General features: G+C 42.0%; 24 protein-coding genes. 20 read left to right on the top strand and 4 right to left on the bottom strand.

Going from position 1 to position 24,834, the window contains the following annotated elements; translation table 11 throughout:
- Nucleotides 1–129 precede the first annotated feature (129 nt).
- The 10 genes from J8M00_RS11385 (at nt 130) to J8M00_RS11340 (ending at nt 7,283) form a co-directional block, all read left to right on the top strand.
- The gene (locus J8M00_RS11385) at nt 130–1,176 is read left to right on the top strand and encodes a S66 family peptidase (protein WP_211010355.1); all 1,047 of its coding nucleotides are present in this window, start codon (nt 130–132) and stop codon (nt 1,174–1,176) included.
- 86 nt (nt 1,177–1,262) lie between these two features.
- Entirely contained in the window at nt 1,263–2,156 is an 894-nt protein-coding gene (locus J8M00_RS11380) for a helix-turn-helix domain-containing protein (RefSeq protein ID WP_211010354.1), read from the top strand.
- Nucleotides 2,157–2,243: 87 nt separating this feature from the next.
- Nucleotides 2,244–2,534, top strand: a complete 291-nt coding sequence (locus tag J8M00_RS11375; RefSeq protein WP_211010353.1) for a hypothetical protein — start codon at nt 2,244–2,246, stop codon at nt 2,532–2,534.
- Between the two features lie 79 nt (nt 2,535–2,613).
- On the top strand, nt 2,614–3,147 hold the full coding sequence (locus J8M00_RS11370) for an RNA 2'-phosphotransferase (RefSeq protein ID WP_211010352.1): 534 nt from the start codon (nt 2,614–2,616) through the stop codon (nt 3,145–3,147).
- Between the two features lie 19 nt (nt 3,148–3,166).
- On the top strand, nt 3,167–3,802 hold the full coding sequence (locus J8M00_RS11365; RefSeq protein ID WP_211010351.1) for a Vat family streptogramin A O-acetyltransferase: 636 nt from the start codon (nt 3,167–3,169) through the stop codon (nt 3,800–3,802).
- On the top strand, nt 3,799–4,233 hold the full coding sequence (locus J8M00_RS11360; protein WP_211010350.1) for a hypothetical protein: 435 nt from the start codon (nt 3,799–3,801) through the stop codon (nt 4,231–4,233). Before J8M00_RS11365 ends, J8M00_RS11360 begins: the two co-directional genes overlap by 4 nt.
- 14 nt (nt 4,234–4,247) lie before the next feature.
- Nucleotides 4,248–4,826, top strand: a complete 579-nt coding sequence (locus J8M00_RS11355) for a hypothetical protein (RefSeq protein WP_211010349.1) — start codon at nt 4,248–4,250, stop codon at nt 4,824–4,826.
- A gap of 262 nt (nt 4,827–5,088) precedes the next feature.
- On the top strand, nt 5,089–5,706 hold the full coding sequence (locus tag J8M00_RS11350) for a hypothetical protein (protein ID WP_211010348.1): 618 nt from the start codon (nt 5,089–5,091) through the stop codon (nt 5,704–5,706).
- A gap of 161 nt (nt 5,707–5,867) precedes the next feature.
- The gene (locus J8M00_RS11345) at nt 5,868–6,473 is read left to right on the top strand and encodes a hypothetical protein (protein WP_211010347.1); all 606 of its coding nucleotides are present in this window, start codon (nt 5,868–5,870) and stop codon (nt 6,471–6,473) included.
- A gap of 309 nt (nt 6,474–6,782) precedes the next feature.
- On the top strand, nt 6,783–7,283 hold the full coding sequence (locus J8M00_RS11340; protein ID WP_211010346.1) for a GNAT family N-acetyltransferase: 501 nt from the start codon (nt 6,783–6,785) through the stop codon (nt 7,281–7,283).
- A 176-nt stretch (nt 7,284–7,459) separates the two neighbouring features.
- On the opposite strand, the gene J8M00_RS11335 is transcribed toward J8M00_RS11340, so the two are convergent.
- Nucleotides 7,460–8,128 (bottom strand): helix-turn-helix domain-containing protein, encoded by a 669-nt coding sequence (locus J8M00_RS11335; protein ID WP_211010345.1) that lies wholly within the window; start codon nt 8,126–8,128, stop codon nt 7,460–7,462.
- A gap of 513 nt (nt 8,129–8,641) precedes the next feature.
- Here J8M00_RS11335 and J8M00_RS11330 point away from each other — a divergent pair.
- The 4 genes from J8M00_RS11330 to J8M00_RS11315 all read left to right on the top strand — a co-directional run bounded on the left by J8M00_RS11330 (nt 8,642) and on the right by J8M00_RS11315 (nt 14,742).
- Nucleotides 8,642–9,541, top strand: coding sequence for a sulfite exporter TauE/SafE family protein (locus J8M00_RS11330; protein ID WP_211010344.1), 900 nt, complete (start codon nt 8,642–8,644; stop codon nt 9,539–9,541).
- 80 nt (nt 9,542–9,621) lie between these two features.
- Entirely contained in the window at nt 9,622–10,278 is a 657-nt protein-coding gene (locus tag J8M00_RS11325) for a TetR/AcrR family transcriptional regulator (protein ID WP_211010343.1), read from the top strand.
- A complete protein-coding gene (locus J8M00_RS11320; RefSeq protein WP_211010342.1) occupies nt 10,262–11,614 on the top strand; it encodes an efflux RND transporter periplasmic adaptor subunit in 1,353 nt (450 codons plus the stop codon). The genes J8M00_RS11325 and J8M00_RS11320 overlap by 17 nt, the downstream gene beginning before the upstream one ends.
- A complete protein-coding gene (locus J8M00_RS11315) occupies nt 11,611–14,742 on the top strand; it encodes an efflux RND transporter permease subunit (RefSeq protein ID WP_211010341.1) in 3,132 nt (1,043 codons plus the stop codon). Before J8M00_RS11320 ends, J8M00_RS11315 begins: the two co-directional genes overlap by 4 nt.
- Nucleotides 14,743–15,049: 307 nt before the next feature.
- Here the strand turns inward: J8M00_RS11315 and J8M00_RS11310 are convergent, their stop codons facing one another.
- The 3 genes from J8M00_RS11310 to bmp8 are packed head-to-tail and all read right to left on the bottom strand — an operon-like array spanning nt 15,050 to nt 17,230.
- Nucleotides 15,050–16,297, bottom strand: coding sequence for an NAD(P)/FAD-dependent oxidoreductase (locus J8M00_RS11310; protein ID WP_211010340.1), 1,248 nt, complete (start codon nt 16,295–16,297; stop codon nt 15,050–15,052).
- An 11-nt stretch (nt 16,298–16,308) separates the two neighbouring features.
- On the bottom strand, nt 16,309–16,629 hold the full coding sequence (locus J8M00_RS11305; RefSeq protein ID WP_211010339.1) for a 2Fe-2S iron-sulfur cluster-binding protein: 321 nt from the start codon (nt 16,627–16,629) through the stop codon (nt 16,309–16,311).
- A gap of 10 nt (nt 16,630–16,639) precedes the next feature.
- A complete protein-coding gene (gene bmp8 / locus J8M00_RS11300) occupies nt 16,640–17,230 on the bottom strand; it encodes a carboxymuconolactone decarboxylase family protein (protein ID WP_211010338.1) in 591 nt (196 codons plus the stop codon).
- Nucleotides 17,231–17,515: 285 nt separating this feature from the next.
- Here bmp8 and J8M00_RS11295 point away from each other — a divergent pair, with 285 nt between their 5' ends.
- The 6 genes from J8M00_RS11295 to J8M00_RS11270 all read left to right on the top strand — a co-directional run bounded on the left by J8M00_RS11295 (nt 17,516) and on the right by J8M00_RS11270 (nt 24,832).
- On the top strand, nt 17,516–18,592 hold the full coding sequence (locus J8M00_RS11295) for an alpha/beta fold hydrolase (protein ID WP_211010337.1): 1,077 nt from the start codon (nt 17,516–17,518) through the stop codon (nt 18,590–18,592).
- Nucleotides 18,589–19,809 (top strand): NAD(P)/FAD-dependent oxidoreductase, encoded by a 1,221-nt coding sequence (locus tag J8M00_RS11290; protein ID WP_211010336.1) that lies wholly within the window; start codon nt 18,589–18,591, stop codon nt 19,807–19,809. The genes J8M00_RS11295 and J8M00_RS11290 overlap by 4 nt, the downstream gene beginning before the upstream one ends.
- 41 nt (nt 19,810–19,850) lie before the next feature.
- Complete coding sequence (locus J8M00_RS11285; RefSeq protein ID WP_211010335.1) at nt 19,851–20,993, top strand: acyl-CoA dehydrogenase family protein; 1,143 nt, start codon at nt 19,851–19,853, stop codon at nt 20,991–20,993.
- Nucleotides 20,990–22,546, top strand: a complete 1,557-nt coding sequence (locus tag J8M00_RS11280) for an amino acid adenylation domain-containing protein (RefSeq protein WP_211010334.1) — start codon at nt 20,990–20,992, stop codon at nt 22,544–22,546. Before J8M00_RS11285 ends, J8M00_RS11280 begins: the two co-directional genes overlap by 4 nt.
- 111 nt (nt 22,547–22,657) lie before the next feature.
- Entirely contained in the window at nt 22,658–24,205 is a 1,548-nt protein-coding gene (locus tag J8M00_RS11275; RefSeq protein WP_211010333.1) for an NAD(P)-binding domain-containing protein, read from the top strand.
- An 18-nt stretch (nt 24,206–24,223) separates the two neighbouring features.
- Nucleotides 24,224–24,832 (top strand): chorismate--pyruvate lyase family protein, encoded by a 609-nt coding sequence (locus J8M00_RS11270; RefSeq protein WP_211010332.1) that lies wholly within the window; start codon nt 24,224–24,226, stop codon nt 24,830–24,832.
- Nucleotides 24,833–24,834: the final 2 nt, after the last annotated feature.

Raw genomic sequence — 24,834 nt, 5'->3', positions numbered from 1 at the left:
AAATAACAAATAACCCGCTCAATTCACTGGTTCTGGCATTTGGTGATTTTTATCTGTAAATGTATTTAAGGGTAGTAATTAAAAAATTGTTTTAATATATTGATATTGTTAAATGAAATGGACGCTAAAATGATTAAGCCAAAGCAATTAAAACCGGGTGATAATATCGCCGTGTTGTCACTATCAACGGGCCTGCCATCTGTATTTCCGAAGGTTTATCAACAGGGGGTGAAAAATTTAAAAGCACTGGGCTTTAACGTTATTGAATATCCAACAGCGACTATGGATATAGACGAAGTATTCAATAACCCACAAATAAGGGCCCAAGACTTAAATCGCGCTTTTGGTGATAAAAATGTAGATGGAATAATTGCGACAATCGGCGGCTCAGACTCTGCAAGAATATTAAAGTATTTGGATGCAGATCTAATTAAGGCTAATCCCAAGTTTATCATGGGATACTCTGATTTTACGGCTGTGTCTGCACTTATACATCAGCTAGGAATAGTGACCTTTAATGGACCTTCTGTAATGGCTGGATTTGCTCAGATCCATAATATGTCTGATGAGTATCAAACGTATGTTAGATCTTTTTTATTTGGGGAGTGGAATGAGTCTGAGTTACCTGTGTTCTCCCACTTCAGTGATGGTTACCCTGATTGGTCGAAACCGAACTCTGTAGGGCAGCTTGAACCACTACAAATCAATAGCGGGCCAAGATTCTATCAAGGCGACTCAGCGAAAAAATGCAAAGCATGTGGACCCTTATTTGGTGGATGTATTGAGGTCCTTGAAATGCTAAAAGGCACACAATACTGGCCAAACCAAGAGTTTTGGCGAGGTAAAGTACTTTTTCTAGAAACATCCCAAGAGAAACCTTCAATTGATTATGTTAGGTATTGGCTGCGTAACTATGGTGTGATGGGGGTATTTGAGCAACTTTCTGGGCTGATTTTTGGCCGAGCACGGGATTATAGTGAAGGCGAAAAACAGTTGCTTGATGAGGTCATTTTATCGGTCGTTAAAGGAGAGTTTGGCTGTGACAAGCTACCAATAGTGACCAACTTGGATTTTGGGCACACAGATCCGCAAATGATATTGCCATTGGGCATAAATATTGAAATCGATGTTCAAAAGCAAAAGGTTAAGGCGTTGGAATCACCGTTTAAATTGTAATTCTTCCTTCACTTTACTGCTGTAACTCGTCTAAATTATCTGCATGTAACCGATTTGTAATGTTTAAATTAGATAAGGCAACAAGGATGAATTCTGCAAATTATTGCCAGCAACATGTTTTGGTGATCCCCCAGGCGCTCGGTGCGCTTTCGGATGTAAGTAAAATGGCAGCTCACAACGGCTCAGCCATTTACAGCAAAGATTTAGAGCAAAATCTACTCGATATTGAGTTTTATACCAATCAGCTGTGTATTGTCTATGTCGAAGAAGGCTCTGAAACACTGACATGCTGGGATAATAAGCTGATCACAGTTAGCGCTGGGCAATCGGTTTTACTATGTCAAGGTCAAAACCTACATTCTGACTTTGTTCGCAGTACACAGAATCTAAAAGCGTGGCTGGTATTTTTTGACAGAAGTGTAATTGAACAATTTTTACTGTCTTATCAATTGACGCCGATTGCCAAGGGCAAGCAACCACCGCCAACTTCACTACATCTGGAAGATTGCTTAATTAAAGGCTTCTTCGAGCAACTTAGATTGTGCGTTGACCAAGGAGTGGATATTGATCCTATACTCCATATTAAGCTCACAGAGCTGTTATTTATCCTACGTCAAGTAAGTGCTGATGAGGTGGTTGCAATGTTAAATATGGCTGATCATGCCTTGCCCGCGCGAAGGAACCTAAAAAGGTTACTTGGAAATAAGTCTGTTTTAAAACACTCTGTTGCAGATTTGGCAAAACTATCTGGTCGTAGCTTATCTGGTTTTCAACGCGACTTTAAACATCAGTTTAATGAGCCACCAAAACAGTGGTTGATCAAACAACGAGTTGAATACGCTAAGTCATTGGTTGAGCAAGGTTGTTTATCGGTTTCTGATATTGCCCTTGAAGTTGGCTACACCAATATCTCACATTTCATCAAAGCTTATAAAAATCATTATGGTGAGACACCAAAACAAGGTGCGATGAAGCGTTGACCGAAAAGCGTTACTTTTCTGGAATTACGGCATTTACTTTTACTTCTGAGCGTAAACTGGTGTGACTTATTGTACTGAGGAGCAAATATGTCTGTAAAAGTGATTATTGAATGTCAGTTACGTGAAACAAAGTCCGCACTGTTGGATAGTTTTTTAACTGAAAATGTGCCTACTGTAAAAGGGTTTGCAGGATGTCAGCGAGTATCAATCAGCTTTGATAAGAGCAAGACTACTATGCTGATTGACGAAGATTGGCAAAGTGTTGAGCACCATAAAAATTATATGCAATTTATCGATGGTAACGGTGTGATGCAAAGTTTGACTGCGTTTATGTCTGAGCCGCCTCGTATTCTTTATTTAAAGCCTTACGAATATTGATATAGCAGTATATTTACTACTTTGATTATATTGCAAAAAGAGCTTAATTTATCGCTATAAATAGGATAAATTAAGCTCCATGAAAAATAAGAAAATATCTAAATACTTAAGTTTGATTCTTCGCCATAAGCCTGAGTTGGCTAATATCCAGCTGGATGCCCAAGGTTGGGTTCAGATAGAGGAATTGATTGAAAATTCAAAAGATTTTTCACTATCGTATGGGCTTATTCAATCCATCGTAAACTCAAATGGCAAACAGCGCTTTGCAATAAGTGAAAATGGTAAAAAGATCCGCGCCAATCAAGGACACTCAGTTCAAGTCGAGTTAGGCCTAGCGCCAATAACCCCTCCTGATATTTTATATCATGGCACGGCAACTCGGTTTATGCGGTCAATTAAGCAAAGCGGGTTGATAAAAGGTGAGCGGCACCACGTTCATTTAACAGGATCTAAGCAGACTGCGATAGCTGTTGGAGAGCGTTATGGCAACGCGGTGTTGTTGGGTATCAAAGCGAACAGCATGTTTCAACTGGGTGCCAAGTTCTATAAAACCCAAAACAATGTGTGGCTAGTGGACCATGTCCCTGCTGATAAGCTTTTATTCGACAGATAAATACAATTAAGGAGTTGTTTTGAACGGACCAAATCCAGACAATAAATCCCCTTTAACCGGGTTTCCTCAGGTTGGCTTTTTAAAAAACTTTATAAACTCTGACAATATTCTAGTGGGAGATTACACCTATTATGATGACCCCGCTGGCCCTGAAAACTTTGAAAAAAATGTGCTTTATCATTTTGATTTTATCGGCGATAAGCTCAAAATTGGAAAGTACTGTGCAATTGCCACTGGTGTAAAATTTATAATGAATGGTGCCAACCACAAAATGTCAGGGTTTTCGACATACCCCTTCCAAATATTTGGTAATGGCTGGGAAAAAGTAATGCCTCAAGATGGAGAATTACCTTATAAAGGTGATACAGAGGTAGGGCACGATGTATGGATTGGCTACGAGTCAACAATTATGCCCGGAGTAAAAATTGGTAATGGTGCTATTATTGCCAGCAAATCGGTGGTCACTCAGGATGTTCCGCCATATTGCATTGTGGGCGGTAACCCTGCTCAAGTGATAAAAAAGCGCTTTGAGCAAAATATCATCGATGCGCTGCAAGATATTGCTTGGTGGGATTGGCCTGCCGATAAAGTGACAGAGCACCTTGAGGCGATTGTAGGAAGTGATTTGGAACAACTACGCAAGGCAAATAAATGATGCAAGAGAAGTTGGATATTCAGTTTAAATCCTTGAAAAGGTATAAATTAAGTTTTTCACTTTTGGTAGTAACATTACTGTTAAATTTAATTACCTTAGTACTCTTTGTGAATGGTAGTGATAAATTTGTCGGTTTTACGGATTATATTAAAGTGAGTTATATGGCATTTTTCACTGTGCTATACACATATTTTATATACAGCTGGAAAAACAAGCCTTTGTCTATTGTAACGCCATTGCTCGCAATGAGTTTACTGCAAATAGTAACAGTCAAATGGCAACAGTGGAGCTTTGGACTGAACCCATTTTCCGTTATTGGCCTATCACTCAATTTTGATACGGTCTCTATTTCGGTCAACTTGCTTGCAATAGTGATGGTGGGGTTAGCATGGCAGTGTAGGGTGTTTAGACATAAAGCGTACGTAGGTTAGTGGTAGACGCTTGAATGGGTAAAACAACAGTTATAGCAATCAGTGGTGTGTCTGGGAGTGGTAAAACGTCACTCGTAGAACGTCTTGCAGAAAAGTTAGACTGTCCATATCTAGTATTCGATGACTATATTGATGCGGATACTTATCCAAAAAATATGAAGCTTTGGCTGCAAAGAGGTTGTAATGTTGACGAAATAACGACCCCACGTTTTGTTGCTGCGCTCAAGCATTTAAAGCTTCATACCAAAGCCCCTTTTATTGTGATTGAAGAGCCGTTTGGACAATGTAGGAGCGCTATGGCGCAGCATACCGACTATGCTATTTTGTTGGATATACCACTTGAGATCTGCTTGGCGCGAGTGATCTCAAGAAATATCAACAGCCCGTACAGTGATTCACTGACCGCCATACCAAAATACCTATCGGAATATGAAGACTACCTAAGAGGTGTCTATTCAAATGTCCTTGAGCAAACTCGAGACAGCTGCGACCTAAGAATAAACAGCGTCATGCCCAAACAGGCGTTGGCCGACTTTGTACTGCAAGAGCTTGTAGTCAATTGCTCATTCAAGCACATTGATCCCCCCCTTTGAATCAGAGATCATACTTAACCTGAATTGTATTCAACATAGATTGCCAGGCTTTTAATAGCCGTAATTTATGAAAAACACCAAAATTTTCTAACTCATTGAAAATATTTGCAATAAAAAAGTTCGAACGGGCCCGTTAGGACGATAACTTCGTATTTATCAAGCACAATAACACCAATAATTACAATGCACGTTTGAGTCGTCAGACATCGAAAGCTATGGCAAAGCGTGATGCTGATAAACAAAATATGGATAGGGGAAGAATATGACAAACACAAATAAAATGACCAAAGGCACTACAAATTGGGATACTAGGCTGTTCTTAATCGCTGGCGTTTTTATGTTAATAAATACAGTGTGTTTATGGCTCAGGCATTTTTCAGGATACCAAATGTCGTTACTTTGGGCGGCAATCCCGGCGATCATCGGACTTGCTTCAGGTGTTTTAGGTATTCTCAAGTTATATCCACGGGTATCTATCCAAGCCCCACTATATGCCCGAGGTGGGGCTTGCTTCGCTTATATTTCTAGCGCATCGTTATTGATTGCTACGATATGGATTTTTATCTCTTCAGTGTTTGGTGAGGGCATTTCGGATAGTCGATCGTTTGGCTTTTCGTTGCTTATAGGGAGCTTTATGATTTGCATGGTTATATCGTTTATTTTCAATGCAGCTGCGTTTCTAGTTAACCGAGTTACACGTAGTATCGGACTTTTACTGTTGATCCCAGTTGTATGTTGGGGAGCGATGCTTGCTGTAATTGTTACTCAAGGCTTTAATGCTGGTTTATCGTTAGATTTTTATACAAACGGCGTGATTGGTTGTGCATTTCTTCTTATCGCAGTTGTGACTGCAAAAAAAGGTTGTGCCACAATGCGCTAGCTTTTCCTTTTCGTAAAGCTGTGATGTTTTGTACACTTCTGGCTTTTAGAGCATTGAGTTGGTGATTCAATATGCTTTAACGTTCATTTTCTGTTTATAATATTGGTGTATATTAAATCTAAATAAAATAATAAATAGGTTGTGCAATGATTAAAGTAGTTATGTTTTTATTTTTAGTGCTAATCCCTTTTGTGTCGAATGCAAATGTGTCAATAAAAACGGCGAATGATTCTGGGAAAGAAATTAAAATAAAAAATACTATACATGAACTTTTATCTAAATATGATATTGAGCGCTGGGTTTATACTAAAGATATATTGGTTAATGAAAGTGCAAGAGTGCCACACAGCCACCCAGTACTAACTATGAATACCGCTGATGCTTATTTAAAAAATGATATGAAAGTGCTATCTACCTTTCTTCATGAGCAATTTCACTGGCATGTGGTATTGAACGGGAAGGGGACTATCGATGAGTTTCAAGGGGCAATCAAAAAGGAGTTTCCTAAAGTCGAGTATCAAAGGCCATTGGGCAGCGGTACGGAAGGTGGCACATTGACACACTTGATTGTTTGCTATTTAGAATATCGCGCAATGTCTTCACTTATTGGTGAAAGCGGTGCAAGAAAACTGCTTGAAAAGAATGAATATTATACGTGGATTTACCAAACAATCTTAAATAAAGAAAACCACACAAAGCTTGATAAACTGGTTCAAGAGCTCAATTTGACCATTTTTACAAAAGGTAAAAAGCCAGCGACTGTATAAATCAATTTATTGTGATGTGACTACACGCCGTTAATTACAGGTTGTTACTCAAATCTCCGGGAGTTAACGGCCTTAATTGGCATTTCCCAAAAGAACGTTTTTGGGGGTTATACTATATTGCTTGTCTCATATTATTGCTGCATTTGAAAACATCACTGTGTTTTTGTGGTTAAATAGCTGTTCTAAATATGCGAGCACAATTATTATTAGTATCGTTATGTTTGCGGGTTAACTCATCGCTGGGTTAACTATGCATACCGGTAATGACGATAATGTGGTGGGATAACATGACAAAGGAGTATACATTCTATGACGCATTACAGAAAAGCAAACTTATCGGAGTTGCCCAATTTAAAAACATTGTTATGGAAACATGGACCAAACGAATGGAATTATCTGACCCCTGCGGGTGTCGATGATGAGTTTGCATTGATCGAGTGTGCCAGAGCTGATGCTGTGGTGGCCTTGGAAGCGGATGAAGTAGTTGGTATGGCCGTTTTGATTGATGGTACATCGAGTCCTGATTACCTTAATAAATATGCAAACTTAGAGCACATGTCCTTTATAGGTGATGTTGTCGTATCAGCCGAACATAGTGGTAAGGGAATAGCTACACAGCTTTTGAATCACTGTCTTGATTTAGCCAAAAATAAGGGGGCGAAGTCAGTCTTAATTGAAAGACATGAAGAAAACTTAGCTTCAGCAGGAATGATGAAAAAAGCAGGATTTTCAATTGTTGATACTTTTCATGATCCACAAAAGCGCAGCGCAGGTTCACAAAATAGTGTGATATTGGCTATTCACTTCTAAAACAAGCATGCAAAAAACTGGCGAGCGAGCAGAGCAATCAATAAATCCACATTTAACTAAAGTCTAAAAAACCTAGTCATGGTGTGGCTCGTTAGTATGTTGATATTCATTTGGCAGCAATTGTAGCGGCCAAATGAATTTATTAATAGTTTCGAGTATTTGTAAGGAAACTTTGTTTAACTAAAGCCTAGCTCTTTGGTTAAGGCCATCGCAGCTGACCGGTTAGGAGCGTTGAGCTTTTCTAGGATTTTCGCAACATGGTTTTTGACTGTGTACTGGCTAATTCCTAAGATCATGCCAATTTCTCCATTTGTCTTGCCAGATGAAATCCAGTCCAGAACTTCTTTTTCTCGATTCGTTAGCGACTGAATGGGAGAGCGAGAGGTTTTGTCATTTTGATAACGAGAAATTTGAGCTTTGTGCAGATAGGGTAGTACTAACTCAATTAAGTAAGAAGCGGGCGCAGTTCGATTGGAACGCTTATTGTTGAACGCGACCAGCGTCAAAAAGTTTGAATTTGGATTATCTAAATCATAAATAGTGATATCAGATAACGGGTTTCTATCCTTACATAAGCTCTTTAATAGATTAATATTTTTGAATTTTTTTACCTTAGCAACAGTGAGTAAATCCTCTTTAAAATCCAGTGGAAATGAGCGTAAAAACTCTGTTTTGACCTCTAAGCTGGATTTATCAATTAAAGCTAAATACAGCTCATCCGATTCGGCAAACGACATCGCTTCTTGAAATACTATTCCATCTAGTGAGCGTTCAACAATTGACGTTTTAAGCAACTCTATTGCTTTAAGTACGCTAGAAAGCTCTTTTGTGCAGCCCAAAAACATATGCATTCTCCTTTACAAATACGATTTCGATAGGCGTATCGACTTTTCTGATGTTCAGTAAGTACGATTGGTGACGGTACCTATTTAATTAATCGTGTGATTAATTAAACATGAACGGCTAATTGATATCAACGAAAAGTGAACGAATTGTGTGGTAAATGAGTGTTAAAGTTTAAAAAAGTGTCATTTTATGTATTTGTGACGGTTATTAATTTTTTTATATGGCTTATTTTTAAACAAAATAGCAAAGCGGTTTTATTCTTTAACTTTATGTTTTTTAAGTAAATATAGTCTTGGTACCTATTGTTGAGTGAGTTTTTAATTTGTCAAGTTGATCTATGTCAAATGTAAGTAGGTACAAAATAAGTTAATCCTCAGTGCAAGCGCAATGCTGTTTAAAACTTCCACAAACGACAAATTAGGCTCTTTCCCTAATGGTCCAATCAGACTATTCGCAGGGCTATTTTTCGTTTGTTAAACTGCGAGTCATGATTGCAGAGACATAAAAATACCATGATAGAAAAATTGAGACAGCCGGCAACCTGGCCGCTTTACTTCACTTTGCTGATTTATGCGACCTTAATTTGGATGCAAGGGTTTTCAAGCGCAATGCTACAGGTGTTGCAAGAATTCGAAATTGCGTTGACTATGGCGCTGGGTTCTTTTGTTGCGGGAGGGACTGCGCTTGGAGGTGGAGCGGTAGCTTTTCCTGTCATGACCAAGGTATTGGCTATTGAACCGAGTACTGCCAAAGTATTTTCTTTGGCCATTCAAAGTTTTGGTATGACAGCAGCGACAATTACAATTTTGTGTCGTCGCATACCGATCTATACCAATTTAGTTCTACTGGCATTGCCAATGTCAGCCTTTGGTGTTGTTTTAAGCTTAATGTTTGTGGCACCTATTGCACCTCGATTACTTGTAAAGTCAATTTTCAGCTTTTTACTGTTATGCTTCGCGGTCACTATGTTACTGCGTTGGTGGCGAAAAGCGCACCATCAGCACAGCGCACAGCGGATTGAACCAAATACTTTGCGATTCATGGTGGTGGCGTTTGTTGGCGGAATTGCCAGCGGGTTAGTTGGATCTGGCTCCGATATTGCGTTATTTGCCCTACTAGTCATTGCCTACAATGCGGATATTAAAAAAGCGACCGCAACGTCTGTCGTTGTGATGGCGTTTACATCTTTGATTGGCAGCGCCATGAATGCTTGGTATTTAGGTGCCATTACACCTCAAATAGAAAGCTATTTATTGGCCGCTATTCCTATTGTGGTCGTCGGTGCACCGCTAGGAGCATATGTCTGCTCGAAAGTTAAAGTTGGCCAACTTGTGAGTTTCTTATTGCTGCTTATCGTTTTAGAAGTGTCTTTTACAAGTTATGAATTGTGGTCTGGAAGTGTCTTGTCCTGAACAAAGTTTAAACATTTGTTTGACTGTAGAAGCGACTTTCTATTTAATTAACCATGCGATTAAAAAAATAAGAATACATAATGGAATCAAAGACCACAAAAAAAGTCACACGGGGCCGTCCTGTATGCGAAATTAAGCAAGCTGAGCAAAAAGCTAAGCTAATCTTCTCTGCTAAGCAATTACTAAATATTAAGTCTTACAGCCAAATTACGATTCGAGATATAGCCTCTGAAGCCAGCATCAACTCGGCAATGATTAAATATTATTTTGGTGGTAAAGAGAACTTATTTGTTGAATTAATACAGTCTATCGCAGATGAGCAGTTTTCCCAGTTTGAAGATTTGGGGGAGCATAAAAAGCCTGTGTATTTATTTATTCGCCGCTTTGGTGAAATTTTACAGTCTCACCCTGGTATTGTGCATTTATTAAGTGAAGAAGTTCTAAATAAAACGACTCCGTTAGCTCGAGCTTTTATGGCTGCATTTCCTGCTCGAGTATCTAAATTTTTACCACCACTTATTCAACAAGAAACAGGCATTTCAGATACCAAAAAAGCGAAGTTAGCCGCTTTTCAGCTCATTACACTTTTAGTGTCTCCCTATATTTTGAAAACCTTGCGCCAGCAAGCTTGGCAAATAGATGATACTGAGATCCAAGGTGAAGCGTGGGCAAAGGATTTATACCGGCATTTCATATATGGACTTAAGGAGAGTAACATCAATGAGGTGGAATCTTAGCGCAAAAAAAAACCTACCTATCGCCGCACTAGCGGGGGTAGTTCTGATGTTGTTAGTTGTAAAGTTAACATCATCGACCAAACATAGTGATATAGAAGAAATTGGTCAACTTGCCCAGTATCAGGTACTTGCTATGCGGGCTATCAGACCTGAAATTGTGGGGTATGGCAAGGTAACACCAAATATTCAGCTAAACAGCCTTGCTCAAGTGTCTGGGGTGGTAACTTATTTGCACCCGGCCTTAAAAAAAGGAGAAATCTTCAAAGCGGGCACTTTGTTGATAGAAATTGATGACAGTGACTATCAATTGCAGTTAGCCAAGTCAGAAGCGGGTTTAGCCAGTGCGGAAGTTGAACTGGCTGTTAAGCGAACGGCGATAAAAAACAATCAACTCGATATCAAGCTGAGCGAGCACAAATTAAGAATTGCGAGCGATGAATATAGGCGTTTAAAACGCTTATTTGACAATTCAAGCGTATCTCAAGCAGAACTGGATAAAGCGCAACAAAATATGCTGGCACAACAGCAAGGATTGCAGCGTGATTTAAACCAAAAGAATGTACTGCCATTGGAAGTTAAAGCACTGCAAGCTCAGGTAAAAAAAGCTCTGGCAGATGTTAACAAAGCGCGTATTGATATAGAGCGCACCAAAATTCATTTACCATTTACTGGCCGTATTCACCAAGTCAACGTTGAAAGGGCGCAGCTGGTCTCCAAGGGGGCGAGCTTGTTTCGTGCCAGTGACATCAAAAAAGTACTGATCAACGCTCAATATACCTATCAGTCGTTTAACCAGTTCTCGGGCTTTTTCAATCGGGCTCCGAGTATGCAAACTATTTCAGAGCAAGGTATGGCAAGTTACCTGAAAGAGCAGGGACTAGAGGCAAAAGTTGAAATACTCGCGCAACCTGGTGTCTATTGGGAGGCATCAATTGAAAGACTCAGTGATGAAATTGATCCTCAGAGCCAGACGGTGGGCGTCGTAGTGTCAATTAGTGACAGTTACAAACAAATAGAGTTAGGTGAAAAACCGCCACTACTTGCAGGGATGAGAGCAAAAGTCACCTTGTCGGCAAGTGAGCAAGATTTTGTTGTGGTACCAAGGTATTTTATTAGAGATGGTCATGCACTTATAGCGAGTGATGAAAACAAATTAACTAAGGTGTCTTTACGTGGGGCAATAAAGCAGTCTGGCAGCTTTTTGATTGATAACCCCGAACTAAGCGGCGCGAAACTCATCACCACGGATTTGTTCCCCGCAATTGAAGGCACTCGATTGAATTTAACTGCTTCCGAACAACTCACCGATGTTGCCAACAGGGAGCGTCATCAATGATCCGTTTTTTTATAGCTCACCCTACGGCGGCAAATATATTAATGATGTTGTTTTTGGCCATTGGTCTATTCAGCTTGCCACAGATTAAGCGCGAAACTTTACCGCAAATTGAGACTTATCAAATCGATATTTTGGTTCCTTACCCCGGTGCGACTGCAGAAAATGTAGAGCAGAAGATTTGTCTGAGCTTGGAAAATGCACTCGATGGTATTAGCTTCATGGAAGAGCGGCACTGTGTAGCTAAGCAAAACCTTGGCCAAATGACGGTTAAAATGTATGAGCAGGGAAACTTTGAACAGTTTACCACCGACGTGAAGAATGCCATTGATACCATTGATGATTTTCCACCTCAAGTTGAACAGTGGACAATCCAAGAGCGCGGTAGAACACAAGAGGTGGTAAGCATAGCGCTTGCGTCAAAACACAACGATCTGTCTCGTGTAGAGTTGAAGACATTGGCGGAAAAAGTCAAACAACACTTACTACGGGACCCAAATATACCCATTGTTGAAATTAATGATTTCTCAAAGCACCAATTGAGAGTTACGGCGTCACAAGAAATGCTTCGCCAACACGGTTTGAGTATGGAGGAACTTGGAAAGCGCATAACTGGGCAAAATGTTGAATTACCTCTTGGGACACTCAATACGGCTTATGCAGATACTCAGATCCGGTTAATGGACGAAAGAAAAGACACCGAAGCGCTCAGTGATATTGTTGTAGCGTCAGGGACACAAGGCAATGATGTGACCATAGCTGATCTTGGCCAAGTGCAAGACATGTTTGAAAGAGATGAAAATCGAATTTATTACAATGGCCGTCAAGCTGCCATTTTAACGATTAAAAAGAATTCTGTAGACGATAGTTTGAGAGTACTACAGGCGACAGAAGTGGCATTGGCTGACATCAGAGTGAACTTACCTGACAGCGTTTTATTGACATTAACAAGCGACAATACCAGCTTAGTTAAAGATAGGATTTCGCTACTAATTAGTAATGCGTGGCAAGGGTTGCTGCTTGTGTTTGGTGTGATGTGGCTATTTTTCTCATTCAAATATGCATTTTGGGTAGTGATGGGCCTCCCTGTATCATTCTTAGCAAGCTTTTTTTTAATGCTGCATTTTGGTATCTCAATCAACATGCTCTCAATGGTGGCTTTACTGCTGGCACTCGGTATTCTGATGGATGATGCCATTGTGATCGCTGAGTCCGTAGGCACCAAAATAGAGCAGGGTTTAGCCGTAAAAGAAGCGGTATTACAAGGCACTATGGTGGTTTTGCCTGGGGTTCTTTCTTCTTTTGTCACAACCTTGTGTATTTTTATTGGTTTAGTGTTTATCGAGGGAAATTTAGGACAAATTTTAAAGGTGATACCAATCGTGCTTATCTCGGTGATCACGGTATCGCTGATAGAGGCGTTTTTAATTTTACCAAACCATTTAACCCATGCATTGCAATCTAAAGCTAAAGACACGGCACTATCGAAAAAAGTGGCGACGATCCGCAGTCGGTTTGAGTGCAAATTTAGGCGCTGGAATGACGCTATCCTCGGCTTAAACAATCGCCTTATTAAGTACAGGTACTTGGTGATTGGAAGCGTGATCGCGGGCTTTTTGTTCTCGTTGAGTATGTTGGTATCGGGTACCTTAAAATTCACGGCGTTTCCCGATATTGATGGCGATGTGTTGCAAGGGCGGCTGTTGATGCCAAATGGAACTCCCTATGAGGTGACACGGCAATCAATGAAAAAGATTGAAGCTGCATTACAACGCACCAATAAAAAGCTGAGTGAGGACGAAGAAGCTCAATTGGTACAGGCCATGACCATCACCTACGGAGAAAATCCCGACTACCAGGATCAAGGGGCGCATTTGGCATACATATCTGTTGATTTACTGAGCGCAGAACAGAGAAATACGAGCATCCAAGCTTTTTCTGATATGTGGCGGGCGGAGTTGGGAGCTTTGCCTGAAGCGCTGGCATTGTCCTTCAAAGAGCCAAAACTTGGTCCGCAAGGCCGTGCGATTGACGTTCGATTGATGGGTGAGGACAGCACTGAACTTGCTCATGCGGCCTATGATCTAAAGATTTGGCTAAAAGGATATGAAGGGGTACAAAATATTACTGATAATTTACGACCAGGTAAGCCTGAATATACTTTAACTTTAAAACCCGGGACGCTGGAATTAGGGATTAATTCAGCTACGATTGCCAATCAACTAAGGCCTGCATTTCAAGGTACCAAATTGTTGGAGACGCATATTGGACTTGAAGACTACGAAGTAACAGTCAAGTTGAGTGAAACCAGTATGGATGAGTACAGCGACTTTGATAATTTTCCCATTATTCATCCGGCCTCTCGGGTGGCTATTCCCCTTTCTGCATTGGTTGATATTGAACAAACGCGCGGCTTTGCGGTGATAAACCGCATTGATAGCCTTAGTAGTGTTTCTGTTTATGCAGATGTTGATAGTGAACTCAATACCGCATCAGCTGTGGTTCAAGATCTGAAGAAGGAGTTTTTATCTGACTTGCAAGCACGTTATCCAAGTTTGATTTATAGCATTGAGGGTGAGGTCAAAAACGCAGGGATAACTCAAAATTCAATGCGTCGAGCAATGCTTTTGGGCATGATTGGCATATTCTTGCTACTCGCACTGCAATTCCATAGCTATGTTGAACCTCTTATTGTGATGGTTTCAATTCCACTTGCAATGATAGGGGTTATTTGGGGACATTTTATTATGGGGATCAACTTCTCTATGCCGTCGCTAATGGGGTTTATTTCACTTGCGGGCATTGTCGTAAACGACTCAATATTATTGGTTCAATTTGTGAAAAGTCGGGTGAAACAAGGTTTGAGTGTGCATGATGCCGCCGCTCAAGCAAGCCATGATAGATTTCGCGCCGTGGTACTCACATCTGTCACAACTATCGCAGGGATGACTCCATTACTGTTTGAAAGTAGTCTACAGGCTCAGATATTGATACCACTGGCGACCAGTATTGTTTTCGGCATTATGGCATCTACATGTTTGGTGCTTTTGGTACTACCTTGTCTTTACAGTATCTTAGAAGATTTTGGTGTCGCAAAGCCACACACATCCCATAAGTCAGTCCACGTCTAAACCTTCCGCGTGCATATACTGCGCACTAAGATATGCACGCAATTAATCTTCACATTAAAACCAGCATCAACGATGGCACAAGAGTGCCGTTGAGATACTCGTTGTGAAGTGAGCCCTCATTGATTTATATGGTGGGTTTTATCTATTAGTTCGTTGTAGTGGGCAAAACTCAGAGCGTATTTCAATATGTTGTGCTTCTGAGCTGGGGTTTTAAATAGTAATAAATGGATCTTTAGGCAAAGAAAGAGTCCTCTGAGGACTCTTTTGGCTTTCACGCTTGGGGTGTGCGTCGTTTTATGTGAGTAGGTTAGCTTGGCTGTGTGAGTTGAGCCAACGCTTGAAATAGGTCAATGTCGGTATTAAGCAATGTTTCTTTGGGTATGGTTAACTTCAGTGCAATGATTTTCTTTGCGGCCATAAACTCCTTAGCGCAATTAATGCAATCTGCGGCAATGACTTTACCTTGTTTGAGGTACCACAGTGACAGTGCTTGCTCGTTGCTCTGACGTAAAATAGTTTCGTCATAACCTTGGTTGAGTCCGGCAATTTGAATTTTACAATCGAATTGATCAGACCAAAACCAAGGCACTGCCGTGACGGGTTTATGTTTGCCACAAATTGTCGCAGCAGCGGTTTTTGCTTGTTCTAGTGCATTGGGCACGGACTCAATTCTAGTGGCTAGTCCACTGTGATGTTCTATCCCTATGGTGCAGTCGCCCGCAGCATAAATATTGTTATCTGTGGTTTGACACAGCTCATTAATGACAATTCCGCCATTTTCAATTAATAATCCCGCACTTTGTGCCAGTTCGACGTTGGTTTGAGCACCGATCCCCACGACCACAATATCAGCAGGGATCACTTTGTCTTCGCATAACACGGTACTAACAGTGTCCTTGCCCTGAAAAGCAACGACGTTTGTATCGGTGTATATTTTTATGCCATTGGCTTTATGTAGATTGTGATAAAAGGTTGAAATACTTTGGGCTGTCACTCTGGCTAATAATCTTGATTCCCGCTCGATAATAGAGACATCATGGCCCATTTTTTTGAGCACCGCAGCAGTCTCTAATCCGATGTAGCCGCCACCGACCATGACAACTCGCCGCTTATTCGGTCGCCCTTTCTCCGAATCTATGGAAGCGGATAGTTTTTCAATGTCTTTAAGGGTTTTTATATAAAAAATATTGTTTAGATTTGCTCCCATGCAGTCCGCTTTCCTTGCGCGGCTACCGGTGCAAATTAACAACTTGTCATAACTTAGGCGCTCACCGTTTTGTAAAACAATACTTTGTATAGCTGGTTCAATACGCTCGACACGCGTATTTAATTTTACCTCGATGTCGTCCTTTCTATACGCATTTAGCGGCCGGATCAGTAACTGCTGGGCACTGACTTGGTTTTGCAGGTAGGTTTTTGATAGTGGTGGGCGATGATAGGGCAGGCTGTCTTCATCGGTTAGCAATATGATCTGACCCGTCCATCCTTCTCTTCGTAAGCTGGTACACGCTTGGGCGCCCGCATGACCCCCACCGATAATGACACACCTTTGCATCTTTAGCTCCTTTAGTATTGCGATTGTGGTAAGTGAACTTGCAAGCCATGATGTTCATCTGACACCGTAACTTGGCAGCTCAACCTACTTAGGTCCTTTGGATCGGAAACCAATTCCAACATATCGCTTTCATTACTGTTAGGTCCGGCAATTTTTCCTTGCCAATCAGTCGTCAAGTAGCAATGACAGGTGGCACAGCTGCCAGAACCTCCACATTCAGCTTCAATGCCCTCGACCATATTTTCCATGGCAGCTTGCATCAATGATGTGCCATTTGGTACATCTACCTTGGTTTCGTTTCCTGCAAAATCTATGAATGTAATCTCAGGCATATTGTTGTCCTTATACGGTAAATTTAGTGATCTGATTTATTTCGTCGAGAATGGCTGCTGGGTCAGCTTCAAGTTGGCTATCCATAGCGGTGTTCCAGCGATTAAGGAAGCCACAAATAGCAATCACAGCCGCAATTTCAATCACAGCTTCTTCTGAGTAATGTTTACCCAATGCTTCGTAGTGTGATTTCTCAAGGTGTGCAGGTGAAGTACTGCATGCAAAAGCAAAGCGCAGTGCAGCTCGTTCCGCTTCGTCAAATAGGACGTTTGTTTCAAATTCAAATGCCGCCAAGACCTTAGCCCTATTGACGTTGACACGGCTGGCTATGTGAGAAAAGTGGCCCTGACAATATTGGCATCCCGCAGCATTACTACTGATGGTCGCGATTGCCCACTTAAGCTCGTTGCTAATGTGCTCGAATCTGCTCAAACAGCCGAATAGTTGTCCAAATGCTTGTGCAAGCATTGGATTTTTAGCCATGGTGAGAATGCCATTTGGGATAAACCCAAGGTTGTTTTCAATGGCTTGATAGATTGGTTCCAAATGTGGTGTCGCAGCTCTTTCTACTGGAGTCACCAAATGGTTATTACCCTGTTTCATATACCCTTGTTTCCTAACTTAGTGATCGTGCCAACAAAGTAAGTTTTTTACTCATAGCTGCCTATAGTCCGTTCGGACCAACGGGATAGTCCACAGGGGCTATGTTGAAAAAAACTAGATGGCGATAGAGTTTTTATAGGCGAACGAATTAAGCATAAGCACACAGTCAAGGCTGCTTGAGTTGAGTGCCAAAAGAAAACCTGCCTGATGATACGTAAAACCAAATTTTGGTTTTGAATGTTTTTTGAGGGTTAACAATATTGCCAGACTAGATAGGAAACTAGGATGATTGAAGAACTTATTGAATTTATAAATCAAGACTTACTAGAAGGGGCAGCACCCGATCTAGATCAACATACCCCATTATTGGAACTTGGAATTTTAAACTCTTTATCCATGGTCAGGCTGCTCGCTCATGTTGACCAGCGTTATGGTGCCAAGATCCCAGAGCACGATATTACGCCAGTACACTTTGAAAATATTGAGACCTTGTGCGCCTTAATAAAAGTATTAAGCACAGAGGAGCAAAATCAGATACAAGAAGCAAGTTCTGAGCTAGACCGCTTAGTTAAACTACAGCAAAGTTATGGTATCAAAAGTGAATTGGTGCAAGCGGGCAGTGGCTTTAAACAGCATACATTGCGTGTAAAAGGAGACGGCCCTTTGTGGATCTTGCTTCCCGCACTAGGCAACCCGTCGACGTCTTGGTCTTCTACACTGCGCTCAGTTCAGGGGCGTCATAATGCTGTTGCACTTGATTTAGCTGGGTTTGGCCTAAGCGAAAGTGAAAACGACTCTCCATCATATGTCGACCACGTAGAATATACTCTGCAATACCTTGAAACACTTGAAGAAAAAGACTGGGTACTGGTTGCGAACTCGGCCGGTAGCATGATTGCAACGGAAATTGCTAGGCGCCACCCTGACAAAGTTAAAGCGTTAGTCTGCACCGGGTTTGGCTTGGTTGAAGATGTAGAGAGCTGGTGGGGCGATTTGAAAAAAATGTCTGCTAACCCTGAGCAATTTTTGGCCGCAGCGTATTACCATCCGCCAAAAATGACGCCAGCATTGGAAGACTTATTAAATGATGTGTTGTCTCGCCCTGCATACCACACCTTTTTAGATGAATATGCTAAAAAGTCGATGGCTACGACATTTGACAATGTGACTGTTCCGACCTTGTTTGTTGCCGGAAATCACGACCAAATTATTCCACCAGAATGGAGCGAAAAAGCCGCCGAAAAACTTGAAAATGCCACCGTCACTCGGCTGTCTCGATGTGGTCACTTTTCGGCATCTGAACGTCCAGAAGAGTTTGTCTGGGTTGTTGAAGACTTCTTAACTAAGGTGGACATGGTATGAGCGCATTTAAGAGTTACGATGTAGTTATTATTGGCAGTGGTCCAGCAGGAAGTCTTTGCGGCATCGAGTGTCGTAAAAAAGGTCTGTCAGTTTTGTGCATTGAAAAAGATGAATTTCCGCGCTTCCATATCGGCGAGTCGCTGACTGGGAACGCAGGCCAGATCATCAGAGACCTTGGTCTGGCAGAAGAAATGGATGCGGCAGGTTTTCCTGATAAACCAGGTGTAAACGTTATTGGCTCATTGTCTAAAAATGAGTTCTTCATCCCAATCTTGGCGCCCACTTGGCAAGTTAGGCGCAGTGACTTTGATAACATGCTAAAGCGCAAGGCTTTAGAGCATGGTGTTGAGTATCAACAAGGTTTAGTTAAGGACGTGATCAAGCATGAGGGCAAAGTCGTTGGCGCGATATATAAAGCTGATGATATGGAGCACCAAGTGCGTTCAAAAGTATTGGTGGATGCCAGTGGACAAAATACCTTCTTATCGAGAAAAGGCGTTGCAGGAAAGCGTGAGATTGAGTTTTTCTCGCAACAAATAGCTTCATTTGCACACTATAAGGGAGTGGAACGTGATTTGCCGCCGTTTTCGACAAACACCACTATCTTGTATTCGAAACAATACCACTGGTCATGGATCATTCCTATATCACCAGATACTGACAGCTTAGGAATAGTGATCCCAAAAGACCTCTACTACAAAGAATGTAAAAACCCAGATGATGCTATCGAATGGGGAATGGAAAATATTAGCCCAGAGATCCGACGTCGCTTCCAAAATGCTGAGCGTCTCGGTGACTCTCAGTCCATGGCTGACTTCTCATATCGCATTGAACCGTTTGTTGGTGACGGCTGGTTGTGTATTGGTGATGCGCACCGATTCTTGGACCCAATCTTCTCTTATGGTGTGTCTTTTGCCATGAAAGAGGGGATCCGTGCTGCGGATGCTATCAAGCAGGCCATTGATGGAAATGATTGGAAAACTCCATTTTATGCATATCGAGATTGGAGTAACGGCGGGCAACAAATTGCAGCAGATTTGATCCGCTACTTCTGGATCTACCCAATTTTCTTTGGCTATCAGATGCAAAACCCTGATCTACGAGACGAAGTAATTCGACTGCTGGGTGGCTGCTGTTTTGATTGTGAGGGCTGGAAAGCACCAACAATCTTCAGAAATGCCATTGAAGAGTACGATCGCAAGCAAATGGTAGGGTAAGGAAAAGCACTGCGCTTTTCCTTCTAAGGGAAGGATTGATTATGAACTTTGAGTGGAATGAGGATCAGCTCGAGTTGTTTGAGCACGCACTGAGCTTTGCAAAGGACTTAGATTTTTCCAAGTTGCCGCAGGGGGAGTTTCCAATGGAAGCGTGGCGTGCACTTGGCGAATTTGGCTACTTTGGACTGCCAATTGACAGCAAGTATTCACCATCTGGGAGCGGCTTTGACATTTTGACAACGGTCAAAGTCTTAGAAGGCTTGGGTCAAGGCTGCGCAGATACAGGAATTTTATTTGCGGGTGCAGCACACACGTTTGCCTGTGCGATGCCGATTTATGAGCATGGCAGTGAACAATTGAAACAACAGTTGCTGCCTTTACTGGCAAGCGGAGAAAAGATTGCTGCCAATGCGATTTCTGAAGCAGAAGCAGGTTCTGACATTGCAAAGTTAACGACTAAGGCATGGCGCGAGGGTGATTATTACATTATTCAAGGCGCGAAGTCGTATGTGACAAACGGCGGTGTGGCTGACTACTTTGTACTGTATGCCACTACGAATGCGAAATTTGGTTATCTTGGCCAAACTGCTTTTGTGGTGCCAGCGGATTTACCAGGCATTGAAGTTGGTAATAGCTATAAAAAACTGGGCTTAAATTCAGCGCAACTTAATCAAGTTTTCTTCGATGAAGTTAAAGTGCACAAAGATTATGTACTTGGCAGTGAGGGACAAGGTGCGAGAATTTTTGCCGCGTCAATGGATTGGGAGCGCTGCTGCTTATTTGCGTTATTTATTGGTGTGATGCAGCGCGATTTAGAGCGCTGTATCGACTATGCAAATACGCGCAAGCAAGGTGATAAAACCATCAGTAAATTTCAAGCAGTATCTCATCGCATTGCCGATATGGAAGTACGTCTACAAAGTGCCCGTTTGCTGCTTTATTTTGCTGCTTGGCAAAAGTCGCAAAATGTTGACAACACCAAAGCCGTTGCGTCAAGCAAGCTTGCGATCAGTGAAGCTTTCGTGCAGTCCGGGATTGACTCGATCCGCGTGCATGGTGCCCTAGGCTATCTGCAAGAAAGCGGCGTGGACTCGAGTATTCGCGACGCATTGGGGTCAGTGCTGTTTTCTGGAACCTCGGACATTCAACGAGAACTTATCTGTAATCGGTTGGGCTTGCTATGAAAATACTCAGTGATGTTTTACACAAGGGCCTCTGTAAAGGAGGTGATAACGCACTGGCGGTTGCCGATAATTATGAGTCATATAGTTATGGTGATTTGTCTCTTACGGTGACGCAAATAGCCGTACTCTTGCAAAGCAAAGGCGTAAAAGCGGGTGATAGGGTTGGTATCTGGGCAGATAAATCTTGTCGCGCTTTGGCAGCGATGTTGGCAGTGAGCAAGATGGGTGGTGTTTATGTGCCCATTGATCCCATGAACCCCATGGCCCGTGTCGATATTATTCGTACCGACTGCACAATGAAGGCAATGTTTACGACGCAGGCAAAATTGGCGCAATATCGCGATAAACGTGCCGATGATTGCCTATTTGTCGTACTTGATGGCGAAGGGGAGCTTAGTGCAGCGGCAACACAAGCCAGTGACCTGAACTCAGTTTGTACTTGGCATGATATAGAAGCTTGTCAGCCTTCGAGGTTTAAAGGCGACTCTGATGTTCGCTCTCACGATTTAGCCTACATGTTGTACACCTCTGGCTCAACGGGAGTACCAAAAGGGGTTCGCATTAGTCACGCCAATGCTTTGGCATTTGTTCAATGGGTGATCGATAAGATCAAACCCATTGCGTCTGACAGGTTTTCAAATCATGCGCCATGGCATTTTGATTTATCTGTACTGGATATTTACGTGGCGCTGGCGACGGGAGCAAGTGTGCACCTTGTTTCTGAGCTGGACAGCTATGTGCCGAAAAAGCTGGTTAATTTTATCGCTGAGCGAGAAATTACTATCTGGTATTCAGTGCCAACCGCATTAACCATGATGATGAATGCAGACCCTCTATTTGGGAAAAAATGCAAGCAGCTTCATACCATTATTTTTGCGGGTGAAGCATTTGACACTAAGTCGCTCACTTTATTGAGAGAACACTTTCCGCTAAGTGATCTGTTCAATTTCTACGGCCCAACTGAAACCAATGTATGCAGCTACTTCAAAGTGCCAGATATTGTCCCTGAAGAATTACCAATTGGTTATGCCGCGAGTGGCGCTCGTATCGCTATTTGTGACCAACAGGGTAATGGCGTTGACATAGGTGAACGAGGGTTTATCACCGTCGTTGGTCCAACAGTTTTTGACGGCTATTGGGGTAAAGAATTACGCCAGCAAGCAGCTTACAACACGGGTGATATTGGTTATATCAATGAACTTGGAGAGCTGATGTATGTTGGTCGTCAAGACCATATGGTTAAGGTGAAAGGCTACCGAGTGCACTTAGGTGAAGTTGAACGAGCCCTGTATCAACATCCTGAAGTAAAGGAGTGTTTGGTAGAACTGGATGAAAAGAAAAACCTTATCGCGCACATCGCATGTGGGTCCCAGCCCCCGTCATTACTGACGTTAAAAATGCATTGTGCCAAACGATTGCCAAAATACATGCTGCCAGAACATGTTGTTTATTGGGATGCATTACCGCGCAATCGTAACGGCAAATTATCGCGTCGAAGCTTATCAGAAACACGTCCACGGCACGGGAGTAAGACTGTGCAAAGTGGTGCGTAACCAGTTTACACAAAGTAAACATTAACCTCGGAATTGTACAAATATCATATGGCTTTATGTGGAGCCGTTATGGCAGTGCTGTGCAGTTCCTTGCTATACACGGAGAGAATTATGAACAAGACCATAGCAGTGATAGGTGCTGGTTTATCTGGTATTGCCGCCGTCAAACAGCTAACAGATGGCGGCCATCAAGTAACTTGTTTTGAAAAAGCAGAAAGTTTTGGGGGAGTGTTCGCAGATAAAAAAATCTATGACGACCTACATCTGACTATTTCAAACTATTTTATGGCTTACTCAGACTATGTGCCCAACCATCAAAAGTTGAAATTTTGGTCAAAAAAAGAGTATATCAACTATTTGGGCGAATATATTGAACGTTTTGATATAGCTAAGCATATTCATTATGACCATGAAGTGTGCTGTGTTCAAAAGCAAGGTGACAAGTGGCTTGTTACCTACAAAAGTGCGGATACCGAGCAAACAAAAGAGTTTGATATGGTTGCAGTTTGCTCAGGTCATTTCCAAAAGCCTAAGTTACCAGACTTACCTGGTTTGGATATGTATCAAGGAAACATTGAGCACTCGAATGATTACCGCGACAAACATAACTATGCTGGCAAGCGAGTATTATGTGTTGGCTTAGGCGAAAGTTCGGCGGACATCACCTCAGAAATTTCGCAGGTGGCGAGAAAGTGTATTTTATCGCTGCGTCGGTACCCAGCAGTGGCGCCTCGATATATGGCTTTCCAAGAAGATCCGTACTTCACCATAGATACATCATGGCTCACATCGCGAATCGTAAATAAATTACCGCACAGATATCACGGTGGGATCACCAAAGGCATTTTCAATAAATATGTGACTAGCCGCAATGATCATGTGCGTATTCGCGGAGAGTGGTTGAAAAAGTCCGGTCCATCTCATCATCAAGCTGTGACTAAAAATGAACGATTATTTCGCCCAATTGCCGATGGTAAGGTTACGCCAAACATCGGTGGCATAGAACGGTTTGAGAAAAACGCAGTGGTATTTAAAGACGGGACGCGTGAAGAGGTTGATGCGGTTGTCTTTTGTACGGGTTACCAGCTGAGCTTCCCGTTTTTGGATGTCAGTATCGCCAACATGCGTGATCTCTATAAACAAATGTTTATACCTGAAATGGGACACTCACTGTCATTTATTGGCTTTGTAAGGCCGCAACAAGGTGGTATTCCCGTGATAGCAGAGATGCAGTGCCGTTATTTGTCCAAGCTCGCAAGTGGCGAGGCGCAGTTACCAACATTATCAGAAATGCATGATGTGATTAAACACGATACGAAACATTGGCAAACTGAGTACAAAATCACACCACATGTCGCTTCTCTTGTGAACTATTGTCATTACATGGATTCAGTGGCGAAGCTGGTTGGTTGTATGCCTCAAATTCCTAGCTTATTTAAAGACCCTTTGCTACGGGTAAAGTTGTTACACAACCCGCAATTTGCAGCCCAGTACCGTCTTGATGGGCCAAATAACATGACTCACACGGCAAGAGAGTTTTTGCTTAGCTTTCCAAACATAAGTTCGTGGCCGCGGATTCTTCATTTTGAAGTGGCACTGGCTGCACAGAAGTTATTGTCTCGTTTGCGTTTAGACGGGTTACGCGAGATCAGCAAGTAAATAGTACGAGGAAAGGACATGATTCAATTGTCAGATGAGAGCCTGTGCAATTTAGACGATAGTTTAAACACACAAGCATATAACCTGAGTAATCTCAGCTATCTACAAAAAATTATTTTAGGCACTGATGGGACTGTAACCCAGCTGCTAGAAAGCATTGTCGGGGAAAAAATTGTCGTCGACAAATTGCTAGAGGCAGAAGTTGGAGTAGCGCGACACGAAGAAGAGATGCATTGCCAGCGGCGAGTGATCACGCTTAATGGTGACCAAACTGGGTTGCCTTATTTGTATGCAGACTCTTTAGTGTACCACGGCAATATGAATGTGAACTTTTCTCGTGCATTAACTGAAACACGTATTCCCATTGGCAAAGCATGGGAAAAATTTCAAATAGAAACATATAAAACATTGCTCGCTTGGGGCTTTGAATATGCAAATGAGCTGTCTCAACATTTTGCCATAGAGCCCAAAGATCTTGTGTTGTACCGCACTTACTTAGTGTATTCACAAGGTAGAAAAATCTTTCGTATTACCGAGAAATTTCCACTTGCTTGGTACATGCGGTCAGAGCAATTCGACAATCAATTTGCAACACCAGAACTATCAACCTTAGTCAGTGGGATTTGACC

It is taken from the genome of Pseudoalteromonas luteoviolacea, from assembly GCF_018100925.1.
Classification (GTDB): Bacteria; Pseudomonadota; Gammaproteobacteria; order Enterobacterales; family Alteromonadaceae; genus Pseudoalteromonas; species Pseudoalteromonas obscura.
Note: the sequence above shows the minus strand (reverse complement) of the source record. Positions and strands in the feature narration are given on the sequence as shown.

Coding starts and splice junctions, on each gene's coding strand:
- J8M00_RS11360 (WP_211010350.1), top strand. CDS start 3,799: ATGATGCAAGAGAAGTTGGATATTCAGTTTAAATCCTTGAAAAGGTAT.
- J8M00_RS11330 (WP_211010344.1), top strand. CDS start 8,642: ATGATAGAAAAATTGAGACAGCCGGCAACCTGGCCGCTTTACTTCACT.
- J8M00_RS11370 (WP_211010352.1), top strand. CDS start 2,614: ATGAAAAATAAGAAAATATCTAAATACTTAAGTTTGATTCTTCGCCAT.
- J8M00_RS11315 (WP_211010341.1), top strand. CDS start 11,611: ATGATCCGTTTTTTTATAGCTCACCCTACGGCGGCAAATATATTAATG.
- J8M00_RS11295 (WP_211010337.1), top strand. CDS start 17,516: ATGATTGAAGAACTTATTGAATTTATAAATCAAGACTTACTAGAAGGG.
- J8M00_RS11320 (WP_211010342.1), top strand. CDS start 10,262: ATGAGGTGGAATCTTAGCGCAAAAAAAAACCTACCTATCGCCGCACTA.
- J8M00_RS11355 (WP_211010349.1), top strand. CDS start 4,248: ATGGGTAAAACAACAGTTATAGCAATCAGTGGTGTGTCTGGGAGTGGT.
- J8M00_RS11305 (WP_211010339.1), bottom strand. CDS start 16,629: ATGCCTGAGATTACATTCATAGATTTTGCAGGAAACGAAACCAAGGTA.
- J8M00_RS11345 (WP_211010347.1), top strand. CDS start 5,868: ATGTTTTTATTTTTAGTGCTAATCCCTTTTGTGTCGAATGCAAATGTG.
- bmp8 (WP_211010338.1), bottom strand. CDS start 17,230: ATGAAACAGGGTAATAACCATTTGGTGACTCCAGTAGAAAGAGCTGCG.
- J8M00_RS11310 (WP_211010340.1), bottom strand. CDS start 16,297: ATGCAAAGGTGTGTCATTATCGGTGGGGGTCATGCGGGCGCCCAAGCG.
- J8M00_RS11290 (WP_211010336.1), top strand. CDS start 18,589: ATGAGCGCATTTAAGAGTTACGATGTAGTTATTATTGGCAGTGGTCCA.
- J8M00_RS11280 (WP_211010334.1), top strand. CDS start 20,990: ATGAAAATACTCAGTGATGTTTTACACAAGGGCCTCTGTAAAGGAGGT.
- J8M00_RS11335 (WP_211010345.1), bottom strand. CDS start 8,128: ATGTTTTTGGGCTGCACAAAAGAGCTTTCTAGCGTACTTAAAGCAATA.
- J8M00_RS11385 (WP_211010355.1), top strand. CDS start 130: ATGATTAAGCCAAAGCAATTAAAACCGGGTGATAATATCGCCGTGTTG.
- J8M00_RS11375 (WP_211010353.1), top strand. CDS start 2,244: ATGTCTGTAAAAGTGATTATTGAATGTCAGTTACGTGAAACAAAGTCC.
- J8M00_RS11325 (WP_211010343.1), top strand. CDS start 9,622: ATGGAATCAAAGACCACAAAAAAAGTCACACGGGGCCGTCCTGTATGC.
- J8M00_RS11285 (WP_211010335.1), top strand. CDS start 19,851: ATGAACTTTGAGTGGAATGAGGATCAGCTCGAGTTGTTTGAGCACGCA.
- J8M00_RS11380 (WP_211010354.1), top strand. CDS start 1,263: ATGAATTCTGCAAATTATTGCCAGCAACATGTTTTGGTGATCCCCCAG.
- J8M00_RS11270 (WP_211010332.1), top strand. CDS start 24,224: ATGATTCAATTGTCAGATGAGAGCCTGTGCAATTTAGACGATAGTTTA.
- J8M00_RS11275 (WP_211010333.1), top strand. CDS start 22,658: ATGAACAAGACCATAGCAGTGATAGGTGCTGGTTTATCTGGTATTGCC.
- J8M00_RS11350 (WP_211010348.1), top strand. CDS start 5,089: ATGACAAACACAAATAAAATGACCAAAGGCACTACAAATTGGGATACT.
- J8M00_RS11340 (WP_211010346.1), top strand. CDS start 6,783: ATGACGCATTACAGAAAAGCAAACTTATCGGAGTTGCCCAATTTAAAA.